Annotated in this window: 17 protein-coding genes; 12 read left to right on the plus strand and 5 right to left on the minus strand. The window is 38.5% G+C overall.

Annotated elements, in window-relative coordinates; translation table 11 throughout:
• The first annotated feature begins 96 nt into the window (after positions 1-96).
• On the plus strand, positions 97-561 hold the full coding sequence (locus tag EAE89_RS01665) for a DUF2946 domain-containing protein (protein ID WP_214085268.1): 465 nt from the start codon (positions 97-99) through the stop codon (positions 559-561).
• Between the two features lie 155 nt (positions 562-716).
• Positions 717-2,795, plus strand: a complete 2,079-nt coding sequence (locus EAE89_RS01670; RefSeq protein WP_214085269.1) for a TonB-dependent copper receptor — start codon at positions 717-719, stop codon at positions 2,793-2,795.
• A gap of 88 nt (positions 2,796-2,883) precedes the next feature.
• On the opposite strand, the gene EAE89_RS01675 is transcribed toward EAE89_RS01670, so the two are convergent.
• On the minus strand, positions 2,884-3,678 hold the full coding sequence (locus EAE89_RS01675; protein ID WP_054475163.1) for a glycoside hydrolase family 16 protein: 795 nt from the start codon (positions 3,676-3,678) through the stop codon (positions 2,884-2,886).
• 403 nt (positions 3,679-4,081) lie between these two features.
• Positions 4,082-5,356, minus strand: coding sequence for a bifunctional O-acetylhomoserine aminocarboxypropyltransferase/cysteine synthase (locus tag EAE89_RS01680; RefSeq protein ID WP_214085270.1), 1,275 nt, complete (start codon positions 5,354-5,356; stop codon positions 4,082-4,084).
• Between the two features lie 655 nt (positions 5,357-6,011).
• Between EAE89_RS01680 and EAE89_RS01685 the strand changes: the two genes are divergently transcribed.
• From EAE89_RS01685 to EAE89_RS01720, 8 genes are all read left to right on the plus strand, one after another.
• A complete protein-coding gene (locus tag EAE89_RS01685; protein WP_214085271.1) occupies positions 6,012-7,370 on the plus strand; it encodes an MATE family efflux transporter in 1,359 nt (452 codons plus the stop codon).
• Positions 7,371-7,753: 383 nt separating this feature from the next.
• Positions 7,754-8,110, plus strand: coding sequence for a hypothetical protein (locus EAE89_RS01690; RefSeq protein ID WP_214085272.1), 357 nt, complete (start codon positions 7,754-7,756; stop codon positions 8,108-8,110).
• Positions 8,111-8,113: 3 nt separating this feature from the next.
• Positions 8,114-9,010 carry a hypothetical protein gene (locus EAE89_RS01695; protein WP_214085273.1) on the plus strand — a complete coding sequence of 299 codons (897 nt, stop codon included), beginning with the start codon at positions 8,114-8,116 and terminating at the stop codon, positions 9,008-9,010.
• Positions 8,970-9,563 carry a tetratricopeptide repeat protein gene (locus EAE89_RS01700; protein ID WP_214085274.1) on the plus strand — a complete coding sequence of 198 codons (594 nt, stop codon included), beginning with the start codon at positions 8,970-8,972 and terminating at the stop codon, positions 9,561-9,563. Before EAE89_RS01695 ends, EAE89_RS01700 begins: the two co-directional genes overlap by 41 nt.
• Before the next feature lie 908 nt (positions 9,564-10,471).
• Positions 10,472-11,218 (plus strand): Slam-dependent surface lipoprotein, encoded by a 747-nt coding sequence (locus EAE89_RS01705; protein WP_214085275.1) that lies wholly within the window; start codon positions 10,472-10,474, stop codon positions 11,216-11,218.
• 94 nt (positions 11,219-11,312) lie between these two features.
• The gene (locus EAE89_RS01710) at positions 11,313-12,800 is read left to right on the plus strand and encodes a surface lipoprotein assembly modifier (protein WP_214085276.1); all 1,488 of its coding nucleotides are present in this window, start codon (positions 11,313-11,315) and stop codon (positions 12,798-12,800) included.
• A gap of 52 nt (positions 12,801-12,852) precedes the next feature.
• The gene (locus EAE89_RS01715; RefSeq protein ID WP_214085277.1) at positions 12,853-15,849 is read left to right on the plus strand and encodes a TonB-dependent receptor domain-containing protein; all 2,997 of its coding nucleotides are present in this window, start codon (positions 12,853-12,855) and stop codon (positions 15,847-15,849) included.
• A gap of 81 nt (positions 15,850-15,930) precedes the next feature.
• Positions 15,931-16,743 (plus strand): energy transducer TonB, encoded by an 813-nt coding sequence (locus tag EAE89_RS01720; RefSeq protein ID WP_214085278.1) that lies wholly within the window; start codon positions 15,931-15,933, stop codon positions 16,741-16,743.
• An 80-nt stretch (positions 16,744-16,823) separates the two neighbouring features.
• Here EAE89_RS01720 and EAE89_RS01725 read toward each other — a convergent pair whose 3' ends face one another.
• Positions 16,824-17,285, minus strand: coding sequence for a GNAT family N-acetyltransferase (locus EAE89_RS01725; RefSeq protein ID WP_152911955.1), 462 nt, complete (start codon positions 17,283-17,285; stop codon positions 16,824-16,826).
• Between the two features lie 432 nt (positions 17,286-17,717).
• Here EAE89_RS01725 and EAE89_RS01730 point away from each other — a divergent pair, with 432 nt between their 5' ends.
• Positions 17,718-19,667, plus strand: coding sequence for an autotransporter outer membrane beta-barrel domain-containing protein (locus tag EAE89_RS01730; protein WP_214085279.1), 1,950 nt, complete (start codon positions 17,718-17,720; stop codon positions 19,665-19,667).
• A gap of 145 nt (positions 19,668-19,812) precedes the next feature.
• Here the strand turns inward: EAE89_RS01730 and EAE89_RS01735 are convergent, their stop codons facing one another.
• Together EAE89_RS01735 and EAE89_RS01740 are read right to left on the minus strand one after the other, a co-directional pair.
• Positions 19,813-20,268 carry a GNAT family N-acetyltransferase gene (locus EAE89_RS01735; RefSeq protein WP_054475141.1) on the minus strand — a complete coding sequence of 152 codons (456 nt, stop codon included), beginning with the start codon at positions 20,266-20,268 and terminating at the stop codon, positions 19,813-19,815.
• A 303-nt stretch (positions 20,269-20,571) separates the two neighbouring features.
• On the minus strand, positions 20,572-20,847 hold the full coding sequence (locus EAE89_RS01740) for a FaeA/PapI family transcriptional regulator (RefSeq protein WP_054475139.1): 276 nt from the start codon (positions 20,845-20,847) through the stop codon (positions 20,572-20,574).
• 763 nt (positions 20,848-21,610) lie between these two features.
• Between EAE89_RS01740 and EAE89_RS01745 the strand changes: the two genes are divergently transcribed.
• A complete protein-coding gene (locus tag EAE89_RS01745) occupies positions 21,611-21,946 on the plus strand; it encodes a fimbrial protein (RefSeq protein ID WP_054475137.1) in 336 nt (111 codons plus the stop codon).
• Positions 21,947-22,047 lie beyond the last annotated feature (101 nt).

The following is a 22,047-nucleotide window of genomic DNA, read 5'->3' on the forward strand; positions in this document are numbered from 1 at the left end:
TCAAAACGACATTCCTGCATAAAGTGTTTTAACATTTGGCCGTTAAATACGTACAATCCCGTCCCTGAATGTGTTCTCTACAAGAATAGGCTTAGTTTGTCACTGATCCAATTTTACCCATCGCGGTGCCGCCTGCCAGCTTGGCTCGGTATATTCGCGATACTGATGTTGTTCATTGCGCCAGTGATTTCCCGGTCACTGGAACATGCGCGCATTGGTGAGGCTCATTCATCGAAAGTGGTCGATTGCCATATGGTGATGTCATCTAACGATGATATTCCCCGGCATATGTCTCATTCTGACGTTTCTTCCAGTATTAACCATCATGATGGCATGCAGATGGGTATGCATGTCGGTGGTGGTATGTCGATGTTGGAGGATATTGCCTGTGGATACTGCGTTTTTCTGATCCATGTACCTATGCTGGATTTGGCGAATACACCGCTATTTTGGTCAACTTCGCTGACTTCACGGCCACCACCGATTCAAACCGTAGCTTCCTTTCTGCCGCATTTCATCTTTTCTGATTCGTTACCTCGCGCTCCGCCTGAACAGATCTGATCCCACTGATTTAAACATAACGAAAAGCTTTTTCCTGCTAATTGTTGAGTCAGGAAAAGTCTGTTTATGCCAAAAACTATTTGGTTGGATTCTGTGACGTATTCCACTTTTGAGAGAGATCTTTCGAGGGGTGGGTTCGTATTAAGGAAAAATAAATGTTTGAAAGAAATTCTTCTCATAAAAAAAATAAGCTATCTCGTTGTATTAGTTCGGCAATGCCGCTTTTTCTGCTAGCTGCTTTCAATGGATATGCGGCGGAAACGACATCAGATTCACATGAATATAAGAATAACCCAAAAATCAATGATGGGGATGTCATCACCGTAACCGCGCCCTTGCATTCGCCTTTGGCGATTGTCACTTCGCCAAAAACGCCCCGTCAGCCCGTTCCGGCCAGTGACGGTTCTGACTATTTAAAAACCATACCCGGATTTTCACAAATCCGTAATGGTGGGACTAATGGTGACCCGGTATTTCGGGGAATGTTTGGCTCAAGGCTTAAGATTTTAACTGATGGTGCAGAAATGCTGGGTGCTTGTCCGGGCAGAATGGATGCACCTTCATCTTATATTTCACCGGAAAGCTATGATTTGTTGACGGTGATTAAAGGGCCTCAATCCGTGTTGTGGGGGCCGGGTGCTTCAGCAGGTACCATAAGGTTTGAACGTGAATATCCTCGATTTGAGGCGCCGGGGGTAAAGGTCAATGCCAGTGGATTGGCTGGTTCAAATAGTCGTTGGGATGGCAATGTTGATGCCAGTATTGGCAGTGAATTGGGATATTTACGTTTAATGGGAAATAAGTCCCGTTCAGATGATTACAAAGATGGCGGTGGATATCGTGTCCCGTCTCGCTGGGATAAATGGAATAGTGATCTGGCATTAGGGTGGACGCCAGATAAAGATACATTATTTGAATTAACCGCAGGGAAGGGTGATGGAGAGGCCCGCTATGCTGGGCGCAGCATGGATGGATCACAATTCAAACGTGAAAGTCTCGGTCTGCGTTTTGAGAAATCTAACATTGGTGAGGTTTTTGATAAAGTTGAAGCTCAGGTTTATTACAACTACACCAACCATATTATGGACAATATCACCCTGCGTTCTCCGAACATGAGTATGCCTTCTTCGACCTGTAAGCATATGTGTGGCATGCACATGAATATGAACAGCGGTATGTCGATGCAATTGGATCGCCGTGTCGTGGGCGGAAGAGCTATGGGGACCTGGATATGGCAAGATTTCAAACTGGAAAGCGGTGCAGATACGCAAACCAATACCCATCGTAATAAAGCTGGCGGCGCATGGCAAAAAGATGCTCAATTCCATAATTATGGTTTGTTTGGCGAATTGACCTGGTATGCCACAGAACAGAGTGAATTGATAACGGGTGCTCGTCTTGATCGCACTTTGGTAAAAAGATTTGCTGGAAATAGTGAGAAGGAACGCAATGATACCTTGCCAAGTGGTTTTATGCGTTTAGAGCATACTCTTGCTGATGTGCCACTGATGTTTTATGCCGGTGTTGGCTATACCGAGCGTTTTCCTGATTATTGGGAACTCTTTTCTCCTAAATATGGTCCGGCTGGTAGTGCTAGTGCTTTTGATGGGGTGAAAAGCGAGAAAACCACTCAGCTTGATATCGGTGCTCAATATACCAGTGAACGTTTTAATAGCTGGGTATCCGCTTATGTAGGGCGGGTAAATGATTTCATCTTATTTAGATATAGCCCTCACAATGCTCGCATCAGTCAGGCTGATAATGTCAATGCCAATATTATGGGGGGAGAGATGGGCTTTGGTTATCAACTGACAGAACATTGGAAAACGGATGCCAGCCTTGCTTATTCTTGGGGTGAAAATACCATCGATAATAAGCCGATGCCTCAGATTCCACCTCTGGAAGCCCGTTTCGGCTTGACTTATGAACGTGGCGATTGGAGTAGTACCGGTTTATGGCGTTTGGTGAGCAGCCAGCATCGGATTGCTGTGAATCAAGGAAACGTTGTTGGTAAAGATTTTGAAAGCAGTCCAGGTTTTGGCGTACTTTCTGCGAACGTTGCTTACAAGGTTAACAAAAATGTCAAAGTGAGTGCTGGCATTGACAATATTTTGGATAAAGAATATAGCGAACATCTTAACCTTGCGGGTAATAGCACCTTTGGTTATTCAGCGAATACTTCAGTGAATGAACCGGGTAGGACGGTGTGGGCTAAAATGAATGTAACATTTTAATGAGAAAGTGGCGTCCAGTGATTGGACGCCACTACTTGTTTGTTTTTTCTTTGTGTATTGCCGGAATAAAATCCGGCAAAAAAGAGGGTTACTTCTTATTACTGATATACGGATAAACTCTTACATAATCAACATCGAATGTTGCAGTGGTTTCATTAATGGGGCCATAACCCTGAGTTGGAAAACTGCGTGGTACTTCAGAGCTTAAAATAATATATTGGTTGGCGATTGAGATTGGGATTTGATCCAGACCCGATAGATTTTGGGGAATATCATCAACATAAAATGTATAACCATTCGGTGTCCATGCCACGGCAAATTTATGGAATTTCCCATCAGCAAGCTGAGTCATAGACAGTTTCTTTGACCATCCCTTATAAGCGCTGCCATAACCATTCCAGTGAATAGCATGATTATATTGCTCCTGCGTTGCTTCGGCTAAGTGCTCAAATACATCAATTTCGACGCCTGATTTTTCTGGATTTGTGAGATCATTACCTATTGTTGGTGACTGTATCCAGAATGCGACCTGATTACCTTCTGCACGATTAAATCTGACAGCTGCTTCCCAATAGCCATATGATTGCAAGAAACTTTTTTGGGTCGAAATCATTCCGCAATAATTCTGTAACTTGCCAGAAGAACTATTGGAATAGGTTTTTATTGTTAAGTAACCGTTTTGTACGGTAACGGCTGATTGAGTATTAATACAATTTTTTCTGACACCCAGGCCACGATAATCCCACTTCTGGGTATCGAGCGTTGTACCATTGAAATTATCCTCGAATGATGGAGTGCTGCTGAATCCCTCGGGAAGTTGGGCCGAAGCATACCCACTGAGTAATGAGCTTAATAACAACATAGAGGCTAACTGAACCTTCATATATTTTTCCTTGTATGTTTGATGTGAGTAGTCGCCGCTCAGATATTTTTACCTATTTACGTTCGAGCCGCTTGTTCCTAACCTGTATTTATATGAACCCAAAAAATAAGTGATACTGATTTCATTTTTTGTGTTGAGGTAGGAATAGATAACTTTATCGAATATTAGTGCTTGGGTTACCGATTTAATCTGTTAACCCTATGACTTTCGTTCTAGTTATTCAGGTAATAATGGTCAGTTCTGGAGGCTCATTCCATGAATTGTGTAGTTAATGTGATTGATAAATAATGAAAGCTGGTAATATTGGTGGGGCAAAATAATTGAAATAGAGATAGTAAATACGCAGTTGTAGCAGATATACCACCCCGTTTTGATAAACGGGGTGGTATATGGTTATTCTGAATTATTTCGATGCATCTAAAGCTTGGGCAAGATCGGCAATAATATCATCAATATGTTCAATGCCGATTGATAGGCGGATCATATCATGTGATACGCCGGCTTCAATTAACTCTTCATTATTTAATTGTCTGTGAGTTGTTGACGCTGGGTGGCAGGCGAGTGATTTAGCATCACCAATGTTAACTAAGCGCACAATCAGCTTTAACGCGTCAATAAATTTTGCGGCAGATTGCTGGCCGCCTTTAATACCAAAAGAGAGAATGGCTGATGGTTTCCCGTGCATATAATGTTGAGCCAGAGCATGTTCTGGGTGGTCTGGCAGTCCTGCATATTTCACCCAGCTAACTTGAGGGTGATCTTGCAGATAGTGAGCGGCTTTTAGCGCATTTTCAGTATGACGCTCCATTCTTAATGCCAGTGTTTCCAATCCTTGCAAAATAAGGAAAGCATTAAAAGGAGACAATGCTGCTCCCATGTTACGTAACGGTACAACACGACAATGTCCGATAAATGCAGCTTTACCGAATTGTTCAGTATAGGTGACGTTATGGTAGGACGGGTCTGGGGTAGTCAATATAGCAAATCGTTGCTGATGTTTTTTCCAGGGGAAATTGCCGGAGTCAACAATAATGCCACCAATAGTAGTACCATGTCCTCCCATATACTTAGTTAAAGAGTGAATAACAATATCAGCGCCATGTTCGAAGGGGCGACACAAAGCGGGGGTAGCGACAGTATTGTCAACAATTAAGGGAACGCCATGACGATGAGCGACTTCTGCAAATTTTTTCAGATCAACAATGTTACCTGCTGGGTTACCGATAGATTCACAAAATACCGCTTTGGTGCGATCATCAATCAGTGACTCTAATGTGGCAATATCGTCGTGTTCAGCAAATCGGGTCTCAATACCGAACCGAGGCAATGTGTGAGCCAGCAAGTTATGCGTGCCGCCATATAACTTAGCGACAGATACAATGTTATCTCCGATGCTAGCAATGGATTGAATCGCACAGGTGACGGCAGCCATACCAGATGCAACGGCTAAAGCGGCTATCCCTCCTTCAAGTAGAGCAACCCGTTTTTCCAGTACATCATTGGTTGGGTTCATAATACGGGAATAGATGTTTCCCTCGATCTTTAAATCAAACAGATCGGCGCCGTGTTGAGTATCGTCAAATGCATAAGACGTTGTTTGATAGATAGGAACGGCAACGGCTTTAGTTGTTGGATCAGGGGAATATCCGCCATGGATAGCAAGAGTTTCTGGTTTCATTTTTGATCTCTTCTTTATATCGGTAAGATGACATGTATTTTGGGTGAATAGTTGTATACCTGTTATCTTTCAAGTTGCCTCTTTGTTGGCTGCACTCACTCACCCCGGTCACATCGTTCTCTATGACATAGTAATCTATGCTCCCGGGGATTCGCTCCCTGGCCGTCGCGATACATCTTGAAATCTATTGGGTATAGTGGTTTTTATTAGAACCATAGCCCCATTTACGATTGGGTATAAGGAGCTTAATTTATATATCTATGTAAACATTATATTTTCACTCATCATTTATTAATTAAAGAAATAATTTGAAAAAGTGACTAATTATCTGTTTTAGCTATGCTGGTGTCTTTATTTTTTAATAATGTGGATATTATCAAAAAAGACTTCAACGATTTCAGCAAAATAACATTAACGATTAAAATAAAAAATGAGAACAAAATACGCAAATAAATATTCAATCTTTTAGAAAGATCACAAAAATTTCTGTGAAATAGTTAGTTTTCGTTAGATTGCTTTAATTTATTGTTTCGTTGTTGCCTGAGAGAAAATAGGAGGTATACTCATCATGCTAAATTTTTCTAAATGATTTTGGTCGTAATTTATTGTTAGTATGACCAATATTGGTACTAACCAATAAATTAATGGAATTTTTATGACTAAGTTTTCAAACCGGCTAGAGTTAAAAAAGCTCTTATTTTTCTCTTTACCTATCATCGTTAGTCAGATAGCACGTACGGCAATGAGTTTTGTCGATATTGTGATGTCTGGCCACTATGCTACGGCTGATTTAGCCGCTGTAACATTAGGAAGTAGTATTTGGTTTCCTATATTTGTATTAGGGTATGGGATGATTATCATGTTGGCAGCAGATGTAGCAAAGCAGAAAGCGCAACATGATGACGAAGGAATTAAAGCAAGTCTTAGAAATTATTTGTTTCTGGCGGTGATACTTTCGATACCAATAATTCTTTTATTAATATTAGTTAGCTGGCTACTTTCGTTCATAGGCATAGATGAGAATATTTTAAAAATTACCCAAGGCTATGTTCTTGCAATGGCGTGTGGTGTTCCTAGTGTTATGATATTTAATGTTTTTCGTTCATTTCTACAAGGATTGGAAGACACGAAAACCGCCATGTATTTGTCTACTGGTGCTTTATTGTTGAATATACCATTAAATTATATATTTATTTATGGAAAATTGGGTTTTCCAGCAATGGGGGGAATTGGAGCGGGCATTACAACTGCGGTTATTAATAACCTGAGTGCTATATGTTTGGTTATCTATTTCTTGCTAAAGAATGAATATCGTCGATATAGGCCAGATTTCAGTTTGCCAAAATATAAGGATTTAATCAGTACTTTTTATATTAGCATGCCAAGTGGGTTGGCGCTTTTTGTTGAAATGGTTTTTCTGGATGTGATTGCTATCACTGCCGCTCCTTTAGGTGCTCAAGTCATTGCCGCGCATAATATTATGCTTAATATTACCTCTATTATCTATACAATAACTGGGGGAGTTGCAGCCGCGGTGACAGTAAGGGTAGGTTCCTATATTGGAAAGAGAGATAAAACATCATTAACAGGGACTATAAAGATCTCAATTGCTTTAATATTATCTATTTCCGCGGTTATCGGTGTTTTAATCTACTATTTCGCAAGTTCATTTGTTTCACTCTATACTAACGATCATGGAGTCATATTAATCGCGATTAATATAATTTTTCTATTATGTTTGTTCCAATTCTTTGACTCTTGTCAGGCGGCTTTATCTGGTATTCTACGAGGTTTTCATGATACCCGGTCGGTATTTTATGCGCCGTTATTTGGCTATTGGTTAGTGGGTTTACCATTAGGGTTTATTTTGGCTTTGACAGACTGGATAACCGATAGCATGGGAATTGTGGGATTTTGGTATGGGTTGGTTTTAGGTCTTTTTGTTAACTCTGTTTTACTATTAATCATATTAAGATTTAGAGAAAGAATGGTCGTTTCTCAATTAATGTCCTGATTTACACTATAATATTATACGATATAGTAAAATAGTTATAAAAGCCATACAGATACACATTTATTTAAGTGAGGGGTTTTTTACGCTAAATTAACTAGTTTATTGTTTGGATTCTTATTTTTTTATTGTGAAATAATTTCAATCTCATTGAAAATAATTAGTTGGCAGTAAAGTCGTTATTCAAAATAAATATAAGACATATATGGGTTATATTTATAATATTAATGAGATTATTTATGCTCATAGGCAATTTGGCATAAAAATCTAGTTTTAGTTACAAATAATGAAGAGAGAAATCGCTATTTTATAAATAGGTGATAGTAATTTCATTGCGAAATTATTCTATTAAATAATAACTTAAGGACTAAAGAGACATATTAAAAATGAAAAATTATACCCCTAAACATTATGTTGTTAAGAAAATAGAAGACATGTCTATAACCACACAGATAGACTCAGATTCTCTGAATCAAGCTATATATTATCCTAATTCAGTCACTATCCATGCAGCTCCAAGAGGATCTGCTATACTTAATGATGCTCCGTCGAAATTTGGTCACGTTTTTATGACAGTTACAAGTTATGATAAGGATACTGATAGATTGGGGTCAATTACTATAGGATTAAGTATTGGAGATAGTATTTGGACGCCAAAGGATAATCTTTCTTTTAATGACCGTATTAATTATCCAGAGGCATCTAGTCTGACTATTATCTCAGGAAATTATCCACATCATTAGAATGTGATTAGACTTTACCAAACAGTTAAAGATTATAAAGAAGGAAAGATAGCCCCTCCAGATTATCATCTTGGAGCTTTTAATTGTATTCATTTTATTAAAGAGTTGACTGAAAATGCTGGAATAAATTTGAGTCTAGGATCTACTCCTAATAATGTTGCTGAATACATAGAGCATATTGCTAATAAATATAGAACACCTATAGTAATAGATCTTAATGGAGATGGTGTTAAGACGATTGCTATTGATTCAGGTATAAAATTTGATTTTGAGGGTAACGGAGATAAGACTAAAACTGGTTGGATAAATGAAAATGATGGCTTTTTAGTTCTTGATAGGAATAATGATGGCATAATTAACAATGGAAGTGAGTTATTTGGAGAGGAAACCATACTTTCTTCTGGTAAAAAAGCGAAAAATGGCTTTGAAGCTTTATTGGACTTAGACTCTAATAAAGATGGGATATTGGATGCTAATGATTTGTTGTGGTCTTCTCTAAAGATATGGCAAGATAAGAACCGGGATGCTTATACAGATCAAGGTGAATTGAAAAGTATGGAGGAAGTTGGAATTGAATCTATTAATTTGAACTATAAAGAAATGGAGTATTTTGACTCTGAAGGTAATTATCATGGTTTAGCATCATCTGTTAATTGGATGGATGGTAGAAATACAGATATTGTTGATGTCTGGTTTAAGCAAGGGGAAAGTAATTATTTTTACCAAGATAATAAAATTGATAAATTAGTCAACCCTTTGGGGGATTTTATAGAACAAAATAGTGATGTAGCCATTGAAAACCTTCAGAATGATCTCATTCAGCCACAGAATATTTTGGTAAATAATTTAGGACAATATCATGAAGTATATTATTTTGATGATGGTTTTATTGGCTTCTAATGTGTATGCGGAAAATGTAGAAAAATATGTTCCGAAAACGGTTTTTACAGGTATGAATTATGAGGATAAGGAAATTACTTTGAAAATACCCAGAACCGTTGGGGAGTTCCGTAACTTAGAAAAATTGGCGGAAAAAGGGAGTGCGGATGCTAATTTTTTGTTGGGGCGTTTATATAGCGATAGTGCATTATCAAGATCTGAAAGAGACTATCAAATGGCTAAGTATTATTACAATAAAGCATTAGGTTTAGATAAAAATCATATATTATCTTTATATTGGCTAGGTGGAATTTATAAATATGAAGGTAGAGATAAACAAGATGTAAAAAGGGCAATAGAACTTTACGAAAGAGCAGGTAATCTGGGGTTTATAAGAGCATATAATAATATCGCTGTGACTTATTTACATGGCGATAGTAATGTCCCACAGGATTTAGAGAAAGCGAAAATATATTTCCGGAAAATGGCTGATATGGGGGATAAAGAATCTAAATCTATATTAGAACATTGGGAAATTATGTTGATACAGCAAGGATACAAAGAACCTGAATGATGCTGATATTGACTTGAAAGCGATCATGTCTGAAGTTTTTACATAATTCCTTGTCGAAAGGCAAGGAATTTTTCTGGATTTATACCCAATAGATTTCAAATTGCAGCGCGGCGGCAAGAGAACGCATCCCCAGGAGCATAGATAACGATGTGACTGGGGTAAGTGAACGCAGCCAACAAAGCAGCAACTTGAAGGATGAAGGGTATATTTAAATAACTTATTCAATTCTTTCATATAGAGAAAATGATATCGATATTGTCATTTGGAAATTTATTTTAAGAAAAATTCCGTCGTGAATAATAATTTACTTTTTAAGATTATGGTTATTAAATTCCGAATGATTTTTAGGTTGTGTTTTTTTGAATTTAAAGCGTTATGGTAATATGTTTATTTTAGTGATTTTGGCTAATTATATATTAGTGATATTTTTTTGAATAATTGTATTTAAATTTTGTAGAATAATTTTTTATTTTTAAATCAATAAAATAAGTTATCTTTCTAGGTTTTTTGTTTTTCATTGTTAAATAAATTTTTATTAATTTTAGACCAATAATAAGAATTATATTAGTGTTTATTACGCATAATAACTATAGTTTTAGTTTCTTATTGAAATAATATGCATTGTATTTATTTGCGTGTATTGATTTTTTTACACTTATTATTAGTTTTTTCCACTTAAGATTAGCTCCATTAGTATATTATGGTTATGGTAAATATTGATTTAATAATTAGATAGTTAGCTGTATTTATTGTCATTTTATACAAGTATATGTAATGAATTTTTGATAATGATTATCATTTCATTTTTTATTAAAAGTGCGTTAATATGCGCAGCAGTCTTCGGACGGTACTAAAACTATGTAATTAAGCAATATCTAACATTTAATTAGTCACATAAGGGATATGTTATGAACAAAGTTAAAGTGTTAATTGCAGTATTAGGTACATGTGGATTAGTTACACAAGCAATAGCTGCGCCGGGTTTTGGGCAAACCCAAAATTTTGATACTTACAATCAAAGTATTAGAGTTGGAGTAACTGAACCGCGTGGTGGTGGTCATCCGACCCCAGGTGGAGAGCCTGGAATTGGGGTGCAATCTGTTGCTAGAGGTCAGATTACCAGCTTCGCAAGTCTTGCTCGTTATGTCGAAGCGGATAAGAACGGAATTCATAAAATCTCTATGCCTGGATCAAGTAGCCATGAAGGTATGGGAGTATTTAACTTCAGTAAGCTGGCGAATGCTGATGTCTATTTTGGTGAATGGTCACAGACCGGTAAAGTCAGTGATACTACCCATGCCGCTTATTATTCTGGTAAAGATGTGACGACTAATTTGCCTACTGGCGGCATAGCGACTTATACGGTTAAAGGAATTAACCAATATAGTGGTAACAATGCTCTGCAAGGCACATTTACTGCTGATTTTGGCCAGAAAAGGCTGAATGGTTCAATAGCGAATAGTGCACTAACCGTTAATATTAATTCCAGAATTAGAGCAGATGGTTCATTTGCCGGTAGGGCAACAGCCGGAGATGCTGTCGGTACAAACAGAGGCCACTTCTTTGGTGATAATGCAGCTAGTTTAGCAGGAGCTGCTACGTTCCCTACGGATCACAGTAAAGATACCGCTTTTGGCGGGACTAAAAACCCATAATATGAATTTGTGTTAGCTGAATAAGGCAAAGTTCATAGGGACTTTGTCTTATTTTGCTTATGTATTGGTCCGACTATAACGCAGTGATATCCCAATGTTAAATAGCCTCATTATCCGTTTTACCATATTGATTAGCTGTTTATTTGTTTATTCTTCTTGGGTTTTGGCAGATGAAGATACCGGTAGAAGATTGTGGCATAACGTACAGCGAAATTTGCAGGAGCAAGAAAAAGAGATCATCACTGATGAAATAGTTAATCAGAATAGCGATAATTTATCGATAGTACTTAATGGTCTGACTTTTAGCGTCGAAAATAATGTCAATGATATTGGTCAGGCATTGTATTTAGCCATTAATCATCAACAAGTAAAGGATGTCGAGCGCTTTTTGTCAATGTATCAGAAGCTACCTGGTCATGATACCCAATTGGTCTATTTTGCTCAGGCAAATATTGCACGTTCACAGGGTGATTTAGTCACGGCGGAACAGCATTATCAAACTATCTTGCACAAACAACCTGATTTTACTCGTGCTAAATTGGAGCTGGCTAGGGTTTATTATGAAAACCAAAAAAATAAAGAGGCCCGCTTACTGTTTAATGAAATTTTTGCTGATAATCATAATAACGAAAATAAATTACCACCGGCAGTCATTAAGAATATAACCAGTTATCAGGATGCCATTAGTTTGCGTAATTCATGGCGTGGATCTTTTTCTGTAGGCTATATTTTTAACGATAACACTAATATGTCTCCGAATCAGCCTCCTGTTTGCACCGAATATTATGAAAATGGTAGTTGCAGGACTGAACGTAAATTGCCTTTGGCGAAGAAGGCGAATGGAATGAGTTATGATGCCACGTTGCGTAAGGTATATCCGCTAAGTGGCCATCACGGTATCTTTCTGCGTTCGATGACTTATGGAGAAAGTTACCGTCATCATAGTGATGAAAATGAAAATACCACTTCCGCTTATTTGGGGTATAACTATAAAGCGCTGAAAAATGATTTCCTGATGGGGCCAATTATTGAGTTTAATCATGTCGGTAATCGTTTCCGTTATCGCACCACGGGAGCGAAAACTGAATGGATGAATATTTTATCCAAAAATCTGGCACTGAATCTGGAAGGTGAATATAAACAGTTCCGTTATCATAAACTTTATAATAATAATAACGGTAATATGGCATCTGTTTATGCTACGTTATCTTATTATTTAACAGATCAAACAATTACTTTTGCGGGCGGTGACTGGATTTATAAGACCAGTGTTGAAAAAGCGGATGATTATCAACAGCAAGGAATACGGGCAGGTATTTCCACTCAACTGTATCCGGGAATTAATGCAGTGGCTTTTACCGCGTTACGTCAGCGGCAATTTGGTGATTACAGTGTGCCGTTAGGCGCACGTCGTAAAGACAATGAACAACTCTATTCGGCAATTCTCAGTATGCCTAAATTTGAGGTTTTCGGCTTAACACCAGTAATCACTTATCGATACAGAAAAAATAATAGCAATGTCGATTGGTTATATTCATATAACAAGAATGAAGTGTTAATTAAGTTCGAAAAGTATTTCTGATGCTAATTGAAGTAATCGATTATTTAAATCCGTAATATGGCAGATAATCACTATGTATAAATTAAATAATAAATATAGCAAAATAACATTCATGCTGGCGTTAACCTACGGCATGATACCTGATCGCGTTGATGCAGAAACACCAATGGCTTCTTCTCAGCCAGTCAAACAGTCCGCTGAAAATAAGGCTGACTTAGGTAAGATCAATGTTTCCGCGACCAGCGAAAAAGATCAGGCAGGTTATGATGCGGTCTACGATAAAGATATTACCAATATTTACTTAGGTAAGGATTTGGTAGAACGCTATAAAGGCGCTTCCCCGGCGGATGTTTTAAAAAGTGCAGTTGGCGTATTCAGTGGAGATTCCAGAAACAGTGGCGCATTAGATCCTAATATCCGCGGCATCCAGGGACAGGGGCGGGTACCTGTGACTATTGATGGTACTGAACAGGCGATTACGACCTGGCGTGGTTATAACGGCGCCAATAACCGTAATTATATTGATCCTAATTTGATCAGCAGTATTGAAATAGAAAAAGGGCCATCACTGACTCGTGGGGTAAAGGGTTCGATAGGTGGCGCCGTAATGATAAAAACCCTGGGTATTGATGATGTGGTACCGGCAAATGAGCGTTTCGGTATTAATTTGAAATTGGAAACCAGCAGTAATTCGGTCAAGGAACGTGTACCGAATCTGCAATTGGGACAAGATTATCGTGATATTCCTGATTTTATGCAGGGGTTTAATTATGCTGATCCCGCATTAGAAATTACGCCGAAAACTTCAACAGATAATAAATTATTGGGCCTGAAAGATAATGCGATACGTCTGGCGGTAGGTACCCGGCAGGAATATTTTGATTTAATGGCGGCTTATAGTTATCGCAGTAAAGGCAACTATTTTGCTGGTAAGGGAGGTGCTCATCGTTATGATGTTCCGATCAGTAATGAGGATAAAGTTATTCTTGATGGCGGTACCCGAGCGTATGATCCTTATCTGCCTTTTGCGGCACGCATATATCGCCCTGGCAATGAAGTACCGAATACCTCCAGTGAAATGGAATCCTGGTTACTGAAAAATACCTGGCACTTGGCTAATCAACAGACTATTGAGTTTGGTATTCGCGATACCAAAACAACTTACGGTGAAATTATGCCTTCGCGACTTGGTTGGGTGCGGGCTGAGGATAATGTGGTACCGCAATGGCCCTTGGCTAATGTCCATCAGCAGGCGTTTAACGTGGATTATAAATGGCAGCCTGAGGGGAACAAATGGGTTGATTTTGATATGAAATTCTGGGTTACCCGTACTATTAGCGATACTAATACTGCCGGGGGATATCCACGTGAACCGCGAGATCGGGATGAGGTCTGGGATAAGAATCAGCAGAGAAAAGATCCGAATAAAGATGGTCGTTTAGTCGATACTTCTTCCACTAATGCACATAATAACCGCTGGGGGGTTGACCTTTCTAATGCTTTTGCATTGACGGCGGATCTGGATTTAACATTGTCGGCCAGCCTGCAACGGGAACGTTTGGGTTCACATGATGATTATGAAGCAAAGAGTTTCTCTAATTTCCGTTCACTACCAAGAAAGGGGCGGCGTCAGGAAAATAATATTGCTTTTAATTTTGACTGGCGTCCTACCTCATGGCTGGCATTAAGCGCTGGCGCCAGGCGAGTGAGTTATTGGTCTAAGGATGATTTTTTAAATGAACGTTTAGCTGTCCGTGACCCCCGTTATAGTAAAAGTAAAAAGCTGGTTGGTCAGGGTTTACAATATAAGAGAACACTTACCGAACGGGAAGCTGAATTATATAAAAAGTTTGATGAATGTTTTGAGTGTTTAACTGATGATGAATTTAGCGAGTATTCTGAAAAGGATTACTTGGTATCAGAAGAGCGAGATTCAGTTTCTCGCCTTATGGTGCCAGTAGATGTGCTGTGGGAATATCGTGATGATGGTAAGTTATATAAACAAGATAACCCCTACTTTAATGGGGAGCTTGATATGAATGAACGCATTATTGATCCTGTGACTAAAAAAGAAGTATATAAATATGAATATAGTAGCGCTCAACAGAATAGCCGTTATGTTGATAGTTCAGGAGAAATATTGAGTATCAGTGATAGTGGTGTTTATAAAGAAAAAAGTGAACAAGAGCGTTGGGCTAAACAACCTAAACGTAAGGATCATGCTTGGGCGCCGGTATTTTCCGCAACGGCTTATGTATCTGATAATGCCCGTATCTATACCCGTTACGCTGAAGCAGTACGTATGCCGAGTATTTTTGAAGATACCGTTGGCTTTTCTTCTGGTTTGACGGATAAGCCCGCACGTGCTTTTAAACCTGAACGGAGCAAAACCGTTGAAGTCGGTTATGTGCAGGATTTAAGCCATCTGCTGGGAGCAGAGAATAATGCAGATATTAAATTCGCTTATTACAATACCGTCATAGAAAATATTTTTGACCGTGATAGTAACTTTAAATTTACTCAATTAGATAAACAGAAATTATCGGGTTTAGAAGTACAAGGCCGTTATGATAACGGTGGTTTCTTTACCCATTTTGGCCTATCTTATAATCTTAAAAATAAAGTTTGTGATAAAACGACATCAAGCAGGTTAGATTCGACCAATAAATTTGGTGTTCCAGAATGTATTGATGGCGGTTTCCCCGGTGGTTTTTTAAGAACAACGATTCCTCCGCGTTATTCTCTTAATCTGAATATTGGCGGTCGGTTATTAAATGAAGATTTAGAAATTGGTAGCCGGGTGTTGTATCACAGTAGCGTGGAGAATAAGGATGAAAAGTGGTTAATGAAAAAAATGCCGGGAATTTATAAAGGGATAAATAATAACCCAATGCGTTGGAATCCGGTAATGACCGTGGATGCTTATGTTAATTATAAGGTTACGCCAAATATTGTCGTCGAATTATCCGGCACTAACTTAACTGATCGCTATTATTTGGACCCGTTAACTCGTTCCATGATGCCAGCGCCCGGACGAACGTTTAAGCTGAGTGTCACCAGTCAGTTCTGACTCTTTAAGGGAGATTAGCCGGTTGGCTGTTAAGACAACTGGCAGTCTCTACAGATAACGAACGGAAAGATGGCTTAAATTATGGTGAAAAATCGTCTATATATTGGCTTGGCTGTTTCTTTGCTGTTACATGTAGGAATCGCTGTGTTTATGGCATGGCATTTATTACAGGATGACAGCGCGAATAATCAATCAGTGAATTCGCCAATAATCAGTATGTCAATAGAAATGGTGGCTCCAACGGCACCTGCTGAGCAAAAGCAATCTATAGAGCCGGAACCGATTCCTCCGCCACGATCACCAGAAATTGTGGTAGCGGAGTCACCGCTTGAGGCAAAAATTGCGCTCAATAAACCCGTGGATTGGCCACGGAAGAGGCAACCGCTGGAAGAACATACAGATACCAAACCACGGAACAAACCTCAACCACAGAAAAAACCGGTAGAAGATCGTCAGCCAAAACTAGCGGAACGTGAAAGTCAACCGACAACTGAGCAAAACCAAACAGTGCAAACAGCGGATCATTCTCAGGCAGCAGGAAAAGATGTTGCGGATTCACAAACTGGGGCGCGTCAGGCAACAACCAGCCAACCGATGATCGGTTTGGGTTCCGATGATTTACAAGGCTATCAGTCAGCCCTACGTCGTGAAATTGAAAAACATAAACGTTATCCGCGTCGGGCGAAAAAGATGAAACAACAGGGTACGGTACAAGTAAGATTTAGCTTGCTGGACAGCGGTGATCTGACCAATCCTCAATTAGTGCAGAGTTCGGGAGCTGACGAATTGGATCGGGCTGCGCTTGCGGCTATCCAACAAGCCCGGTCAGTAGGCGTGAAACCGCCCGGTTTGCCGAGAGATATCACGTTAGCGATCGAATTTAATTTGAAGTGAAAAAGTCATGAATAGCGAAGGTATCAGGAAACTACCTTCGCTGTGTTGGCAACTATGGCGTGGTGTTGAACTGGAGTCAGTTATACCGCTTCGGGGTTCAGTCGTTCAATCCGCATATGTAATAACGGAAATGGATTACCTTGGCCGTCAATTTCTGAACGGTTGAAAACGTTAAATCCTTGGTGCCGATAGAAATCAACGCCTTGAGTGTTTTGTTCATTGACATCAAGTTCATTGATACCTAATTCAGCGATAGCAAAATTCAGAAGTGCTTTGCCGATGCCTTTACCGCGGGAATCAGGGGAGATAAACAGCATTTCAACCCGATGCCGATCGACACTGATAAAACCCTCAATTTCGCATTTGTCATTTATTGCTTTATAAACAGTCAGTGCTGGCAAATAGGTGTGCAGAATTAATGGGCGTAGTTCATTAATATGTTTGTCAGATAAAAAATCGTGTGTTGCCCGCACGGAGGCTTCCCAGATTTCGAGCAGTTTATTGAAATCTGTCTTCATTGCCTGCTGAATTTTTATATTCATTTTTCTTAATCTTCTATTTTGCTAAATCGATGATGAATTGATGCTATCACGTTTATTGTGATGGATCGCTTCAGATATTACCCAGACTTAGCTGTTATCCTCACTAAGAACTCAAATTGTTAAAATTGTTGCTATTTTGTGATCTATTTCATGAAGTGGGGGGGAGAGATCAGTCTATTTGGTCTAATATTATCTTTTATAGCTAGTTGAATTTTAACCGAATTGGTTATTTGAACTATTAAGCAACACTAAACCTTAAGATGTAAAAAAACAATGCAGGATATTCCCTCTTACTAACTATAATGAGGTATTGGTTAGCCAAGGGAAGGAACGCGTTATATTTCACCAACGTAGATTCTATTTGGGTTGTTCATTCCAGTTGGACGGCTAGTTCAATGATAAATATAAAATTATTTCTTGAGGATCATATTAATGAAACGGTCATTTATATTTGCACCAGGCATATTAGCACTTTCGATAAGTGCAATTTCGAACGCACACGCTTATGACAATCTATATGTTTTTGGCGATAGCCTAAGTGATAGTGGAAATAAGGGGCGATACACAGTAAATGGTAAGACCAGTGATCTATATAACGATATTATTGCTCAACATTTAGGAACTAAACTGACCCACTCTAACGACGGAGGAACGAATTATGCTGCTGGTGGTGCGACTGCTGTTACCAGTTTAAATAGTGAAGATAACACTCAGGATCAGATAACTCGTTATCTGGCGAGCCATGGTGGTCGTGCAGATTCTAATGGCATATATGTTCATTGGATTGGTGGTAATGATGTTAAGGATGCATTGAAAGATCTGGGTAAAGCACAAGATACGATTAATAAGAGTGCGAACGCTGCTGCATCCCAGGTACATATGCTTCTTGATGCGGGGGCCGGATTGGTGATCGTGCCTACGGTTCCTGATGTTGGTATCACTCCGAAGCTTATGGAAACCATTATCTCTGAAGGACTCGCAATTGGAGGCGCTACCCAAAAACAAGTTGAGGAAGCGCTGAATAAAGTTCATGCGGCAGTTAATCAGTATCCAACACTTGATGAAGACACCCGTCTTCAAGTTATCCAAGGTGTTTTCAAAAATATCGGCTCTAACGCTTCAGGAGGTGATGCTAAAAAAGCGGAGGTGATAACTCAGAAATTAATTGATAATTATGAAAAGCATAGCCGTGGTGCGTCAGATCTGGTTGATAGTTATAATCGATTAGAAGATGAAAAACTGAGTCAAGGGAAGGGCAATATCGTTCGTGCTGATGTTAATGCGCTTTTGCATGAAGTGATAGCAGATCCTCTACGCTATGGCTTTCTTAATACTATAGGTTACGCTTGTCCCCAGGGTGTTAATGCCAAAGATTGTGATTCTAATCATCCCGATTTTGATAAGAATATGCCTTTTTTATTTGCTGACGATTTTCATCCAACTCCTGCTGCACAGCACATGATTGGTCAGTACATTATTTCAATCCTTAATGCTCCACAGCAGGCTATGTTACTGACGAAAGCCAACAATATGCCGGTGAAGGGGGCACTTGCCTCTCTTGACGGTCGTTTGCAACAGCTACGTGGCGTGGGTAATGAGCAAGGTAAAATAGGTGTATTTGGTGGTTATAGTGGTAATCATAATCATACTTTAACACTAGGTAGTGACTATCAGCTCTCGGATAATATTTTGTTAGGTGGGATGATCTCGCGTTATCAAGATAATCGTTCAGTGAATAATTTCCGCTATGATGGCCGTGGTTATGTATTCACCGCCTACGGTTTATGGCGTTACTATGATAAAGGTTGGATTAGTGGTGATCTTCACTATTTAGACATGAAATATGAGGACATTACTCGTGGTATCGTGCTCAATGAGTGGCTGCGCAATGAGCATGCTTCGACTACCGGTCATCAATGGGGAGGGCGCATTACAGCGGGTTGGGATATTCCTCTGACATCTACGGTTATGACTAGCCCGATCATCCAGTACGCCTGGGATAAAAGTTATGTCAAAGGTTATCGTGAATCGGGTAATAACAGTACGGCTATGAATTTTAGCGATCAGCGTTACGACTCTCAAGTTGGAACATTAGGCTGGCGGCTGGACACGAATTTTGGTCGTTTTAATCCCTATGCCGAAGTTCGGTTTAACCATCAGTTTGGTGAGAAACGTTATCAAATTCGCAGTGCGATCAATTCAACTGAGACATTTTCCGTTAGAAAAAGCCCAAAACAGGATACCGATTGGGGTGAATATATCGTTGGTATGAATGCTGTTATTAATAAGGATTGGGGCGCTTTTGCATCAATATCACGTAATGATGGTGATGTACAGAATCACACCTATTCTTTTAGCTTGGGTGTTAATGCCAGTTTCTAATCCTGTGTGGGTCAAAAGATTCCAGATAATCAAACAATAGCCGTGTGCTTGTTGTAATAATGTGGCTATCGTAGTCATTATGCCCGATGAAATGATCGGGCATTGACTCATTATTTGATATTATCAGCAAATTGATATTACAATTTTATATTTTCGGTTGTTTGTAAATATCTGGCCGAACCATTTGCCAGACAAAATTTTCTTCATTTACCGGCGAATAACCCACTTTTTCATACAGCCACGGAGTCATAGAAGTGACAAGCATAATATGGCGAAGTTGTGCTATTTGGGGATGTTCTAGGCAACATTCCATCAGCCAGCGTCCTAATCCTAATCCTCTATAGTTCTCTAAAACAAAAACATCATTGATATATCCAAAGGTTGTGAAGTCAGTCACAATACGAGCAAATCCTATTTGCTGAGTATTTTTATATAGACCGAAGTTCAAGCTATTTTCTATCGACAATCTGACTTTTTCTTTATCAATTCCTTCTGCCCAAATGGATTTTGTCAAAAACTGCTGTATGATCGTAATATCTAACTGATTTTTATCTGTAGTAATGATGTATTCATCCTTTTCCCAATAATGTAATTTTTCCATGTTAGCTTCCTCTGATATGAAATAATATTAATTGGTTATTACATTTCTGTGCTGGAAATTTTTACTAGGACTTTTATAATTAAAAGAATAAAGTCGCTAATGCAATCATAGCAGAAATGATAGGACAGATTATCTAAATAAGAATACATTTACCATCGTCAGCATTTTGGCATTGGCATGCAGTTATATTATCTATTTGAATAAATAACACTATAGGGCCGTATGTTGTCTTTTCAAGTTTTAGACTGTTTGGACAGGCCCTATTGTGTAGAGTAAACACCCATTTCTTCAGATTTGTAGTCATTAGATGGGTTTAATTTTGTCTTCCGATATATACCATCGAAGAGAGTTTTTAACGGGAGATGGAGTAACCATAACTAATCCTTTGTTGGCCAGCTTCAATAATAGATAACGAGCTTTGTAGATAGTGAAATTGCACTGTTCTGCGACATCACGAGTGCTAGGCCATGATTCTGGTGGGGGAGCCACTTGCATTTTTCGGACAGTACATAATTTGGATATGACATTAAGTACTTGATCTATTTGGGAAGGTTGAGTCGAATCTTTCCGATTTTCCATATTAACTCCAGGCTTTATTGAATCTAGTCAGATATCTTGAGTTACGTGGGGTAATCCAACAGTTAATTTCAACACACGAGGGCAGTCTGGATGTCCGTTCATAACGAATTACCGGATATATCCAGTTTTGCCATGGTTGGTTTTTATGCGATGTCAATTGATTATATCGAAAAATTAAAATTTTAGATCTTTTAATTTGAAAAATAAACCACATAAAGAATTTTATTCTCATGTAGATATAATTTGCGATACTATAGATCGCAAATTATAGTATTGAAATGTTATCTAAGTATTTTGTTGTGAAATTATTTGAATTTGTATTTTTTGTTTTTATTAATTCAATTATTCTGTAATACTTAAAAAGTCGATAGGGTAATTGTTCATATGTAAATATTTCTGGATGATCAATGTGTCATATTAATTTTTTGGCGTCTTATGGGGTTAAGGTAGAATTTCTAATGAAATAATTTTCATTTCTCTGTATTCAATAATATTTCTTGCATATGAAGTCATTTATCTGTGTTTTTTGACAGCTGTATTTATGACAATGAGTTTTGTACTCTAATTATTTTTCAATAAATTTCATTTATGAGAGATTATAAAGTTATTTACTGTCTATATCAAATAGGCGTTGTTATTGAAGACAGTTTTAACCTTGCTAAGGTTTACTCTTTGCCACAAAGGATGGAAAATAAAATAGCCTAATGGAGTGAGCTGTTATTTAAAACGTATTTTCATTCTTAGCTTATATTAATGATTAGAAATGGAACTGAATAAAATTATTATAGTGGCTATATTAACATTTAGCATTGTTTCTGTTGTAAATAAGGCTGATCAAGATCATTACATTGTTACTTTCAACGACGCTATTATCACTGTGCCGTATTCCAACGCTCCAAACACTTTCGATTATACTGTGAGTTCTGGTGTAATGTTGAAAGATGAGAGAGCTTCAGCTCCAGAGCATGTTGAAATCCGCTGGAAAAATTGCAGTTTGAAACCGGTAGTTCAGCGGTTATTGTCTCGAGTGATTTTAAAAGTATGGTTGGCTTTACCCTGGGATATTAATAAACCTGATAAGCCTCCAAAATCATGCTAGTGGGGGAACTTAGCATGTTCATATTAATAGTCATTTGCACTTTTCAATAGTTGTTGCTTGATTAAATTCCTTAATCATAAAACTGGGGAATTCGGTAATTT

Source organism: Photorhabdus heterorhabditis (genome assembly GCF_018448905.1).
Lineage (GTDB): Bacteria > Pseudomonadota > Gammaproteobacteria > Enterobacterales > Enterobacteriaceae > Photorhabdus > Photorhabdus heterorhabditis.

What these genes read in the sequence shown, in the direction of transcription:
- EAE89_RS01670 (WP_214085269.1), top strand. Translation starts at nt 717, where the DNA reads ATGTTTGAAAGAAATTCTTCTCATAAAAAAAATAAGCTATCTCGTTGT.
- EAE89_RS01675 (WP_054475163.1), bottom strand. Translation starts at nt 3,678, where the DNA reads ATGAAGGTTCAGTTAGCCTCTATGTTGTTATTAAGCTCATTACTCAGT.
- EAE89_RS01680 (WP_214085270.1), bottom strand. Translation starts at nt 5,356, where the DNA reads ATGAAACCAGAAACTCTTGCTATCCATGGCGGATATTCCCCTGATCCA.
- EAE89_RS01685 (WP_214085271.1), top strand. Translation starts at nt 6,012, where the DNA reads ATGACTAAGTTTTCAAACCGGCTAGAGTTAAAAAAGCTCTTATTTTTC.
- EAE89_RS01690 (WP_214085272.1), top strand. Translation starts at nt 7,754, where the DNA reads ATGAAAAATTATACCCCTAAACATTATGTTGTTAAGAAAATAGAAGAC.
- EAE89_RS01700 (WP_214085274.1), top strand. Translation starts at nt 8,970, where the DNA reads ATGAAGTATATTATTTTGATGATGGTTTTATTGGCTTCTAATGTGTAT.
- EAE89_RS01705 (WP_214085275.1), top strand. Translation starts at nt 10,472, where the DNA reads ATGAACAAAGTTAAAGTGTTAATTGCAGTATTAGGTACATGTGGATTA.
- EAE89_RS01710 (WP_214085276.1), top strand. Translation starts at nt 11,313, where the DNA reads ATGTTAAATAGCCTCATTATCCGTTTTACCATATTGATTAGCTGTTTA.
- EAE89_RS01715 (WP_214085277.1), top strand. Translation starts at nt 12,853, where the DNA reads ATGTATAAATTAAATAATAAATATAGCAAAATAACATTCATGCTGGCG.
- EAE89_RS01720 (WP_214085278.1), top strand. Translation starts at nt 15,931, where the DNA reads ATGGTGAAAAATCGTCTATATATTGGCTTGGCTGTTTCTTTGCTGTTA.
- EAE89_RS01725 (WP_152911955.1), bottom strand. Translation starts at nt 17,285, where the DNA reads ATGAATATAAAAATTCAGCAGGCAATGAAGACAGATTTCAATAAACTG.
- EAE89_RS01730 (WP_214085279.1), top strand. Translation starts at nt 17,718, where the DNA reads ATGAAACGGTCATTTATATTTGCACCAGGCATATTAGCACTTTCGATA.
- EAE89_RS01735 (WP_054475141.1), bottom strand. Translation starts at nt 20,268, where the DNA reads ATGGAAAAATTACATTATTGGGAAAAGGATGAATACATCATTACTACA.
- EAE89_RS01740 (WP_054475139.1), bottom strand. Translation starts at nt 20,847, where the DNA reads ATGGAAAATCGGAAAGATTCGACTCAACCTTCCCAAATAGATCAAGTA.
- EAE89_RS01745 (WP_054475137.1), top strand. Translation starts at nt 21,611, where the DNA reads ATGGAACTGAATAAAATTATTATAGTGGCTATATTAACATTTAGCATT.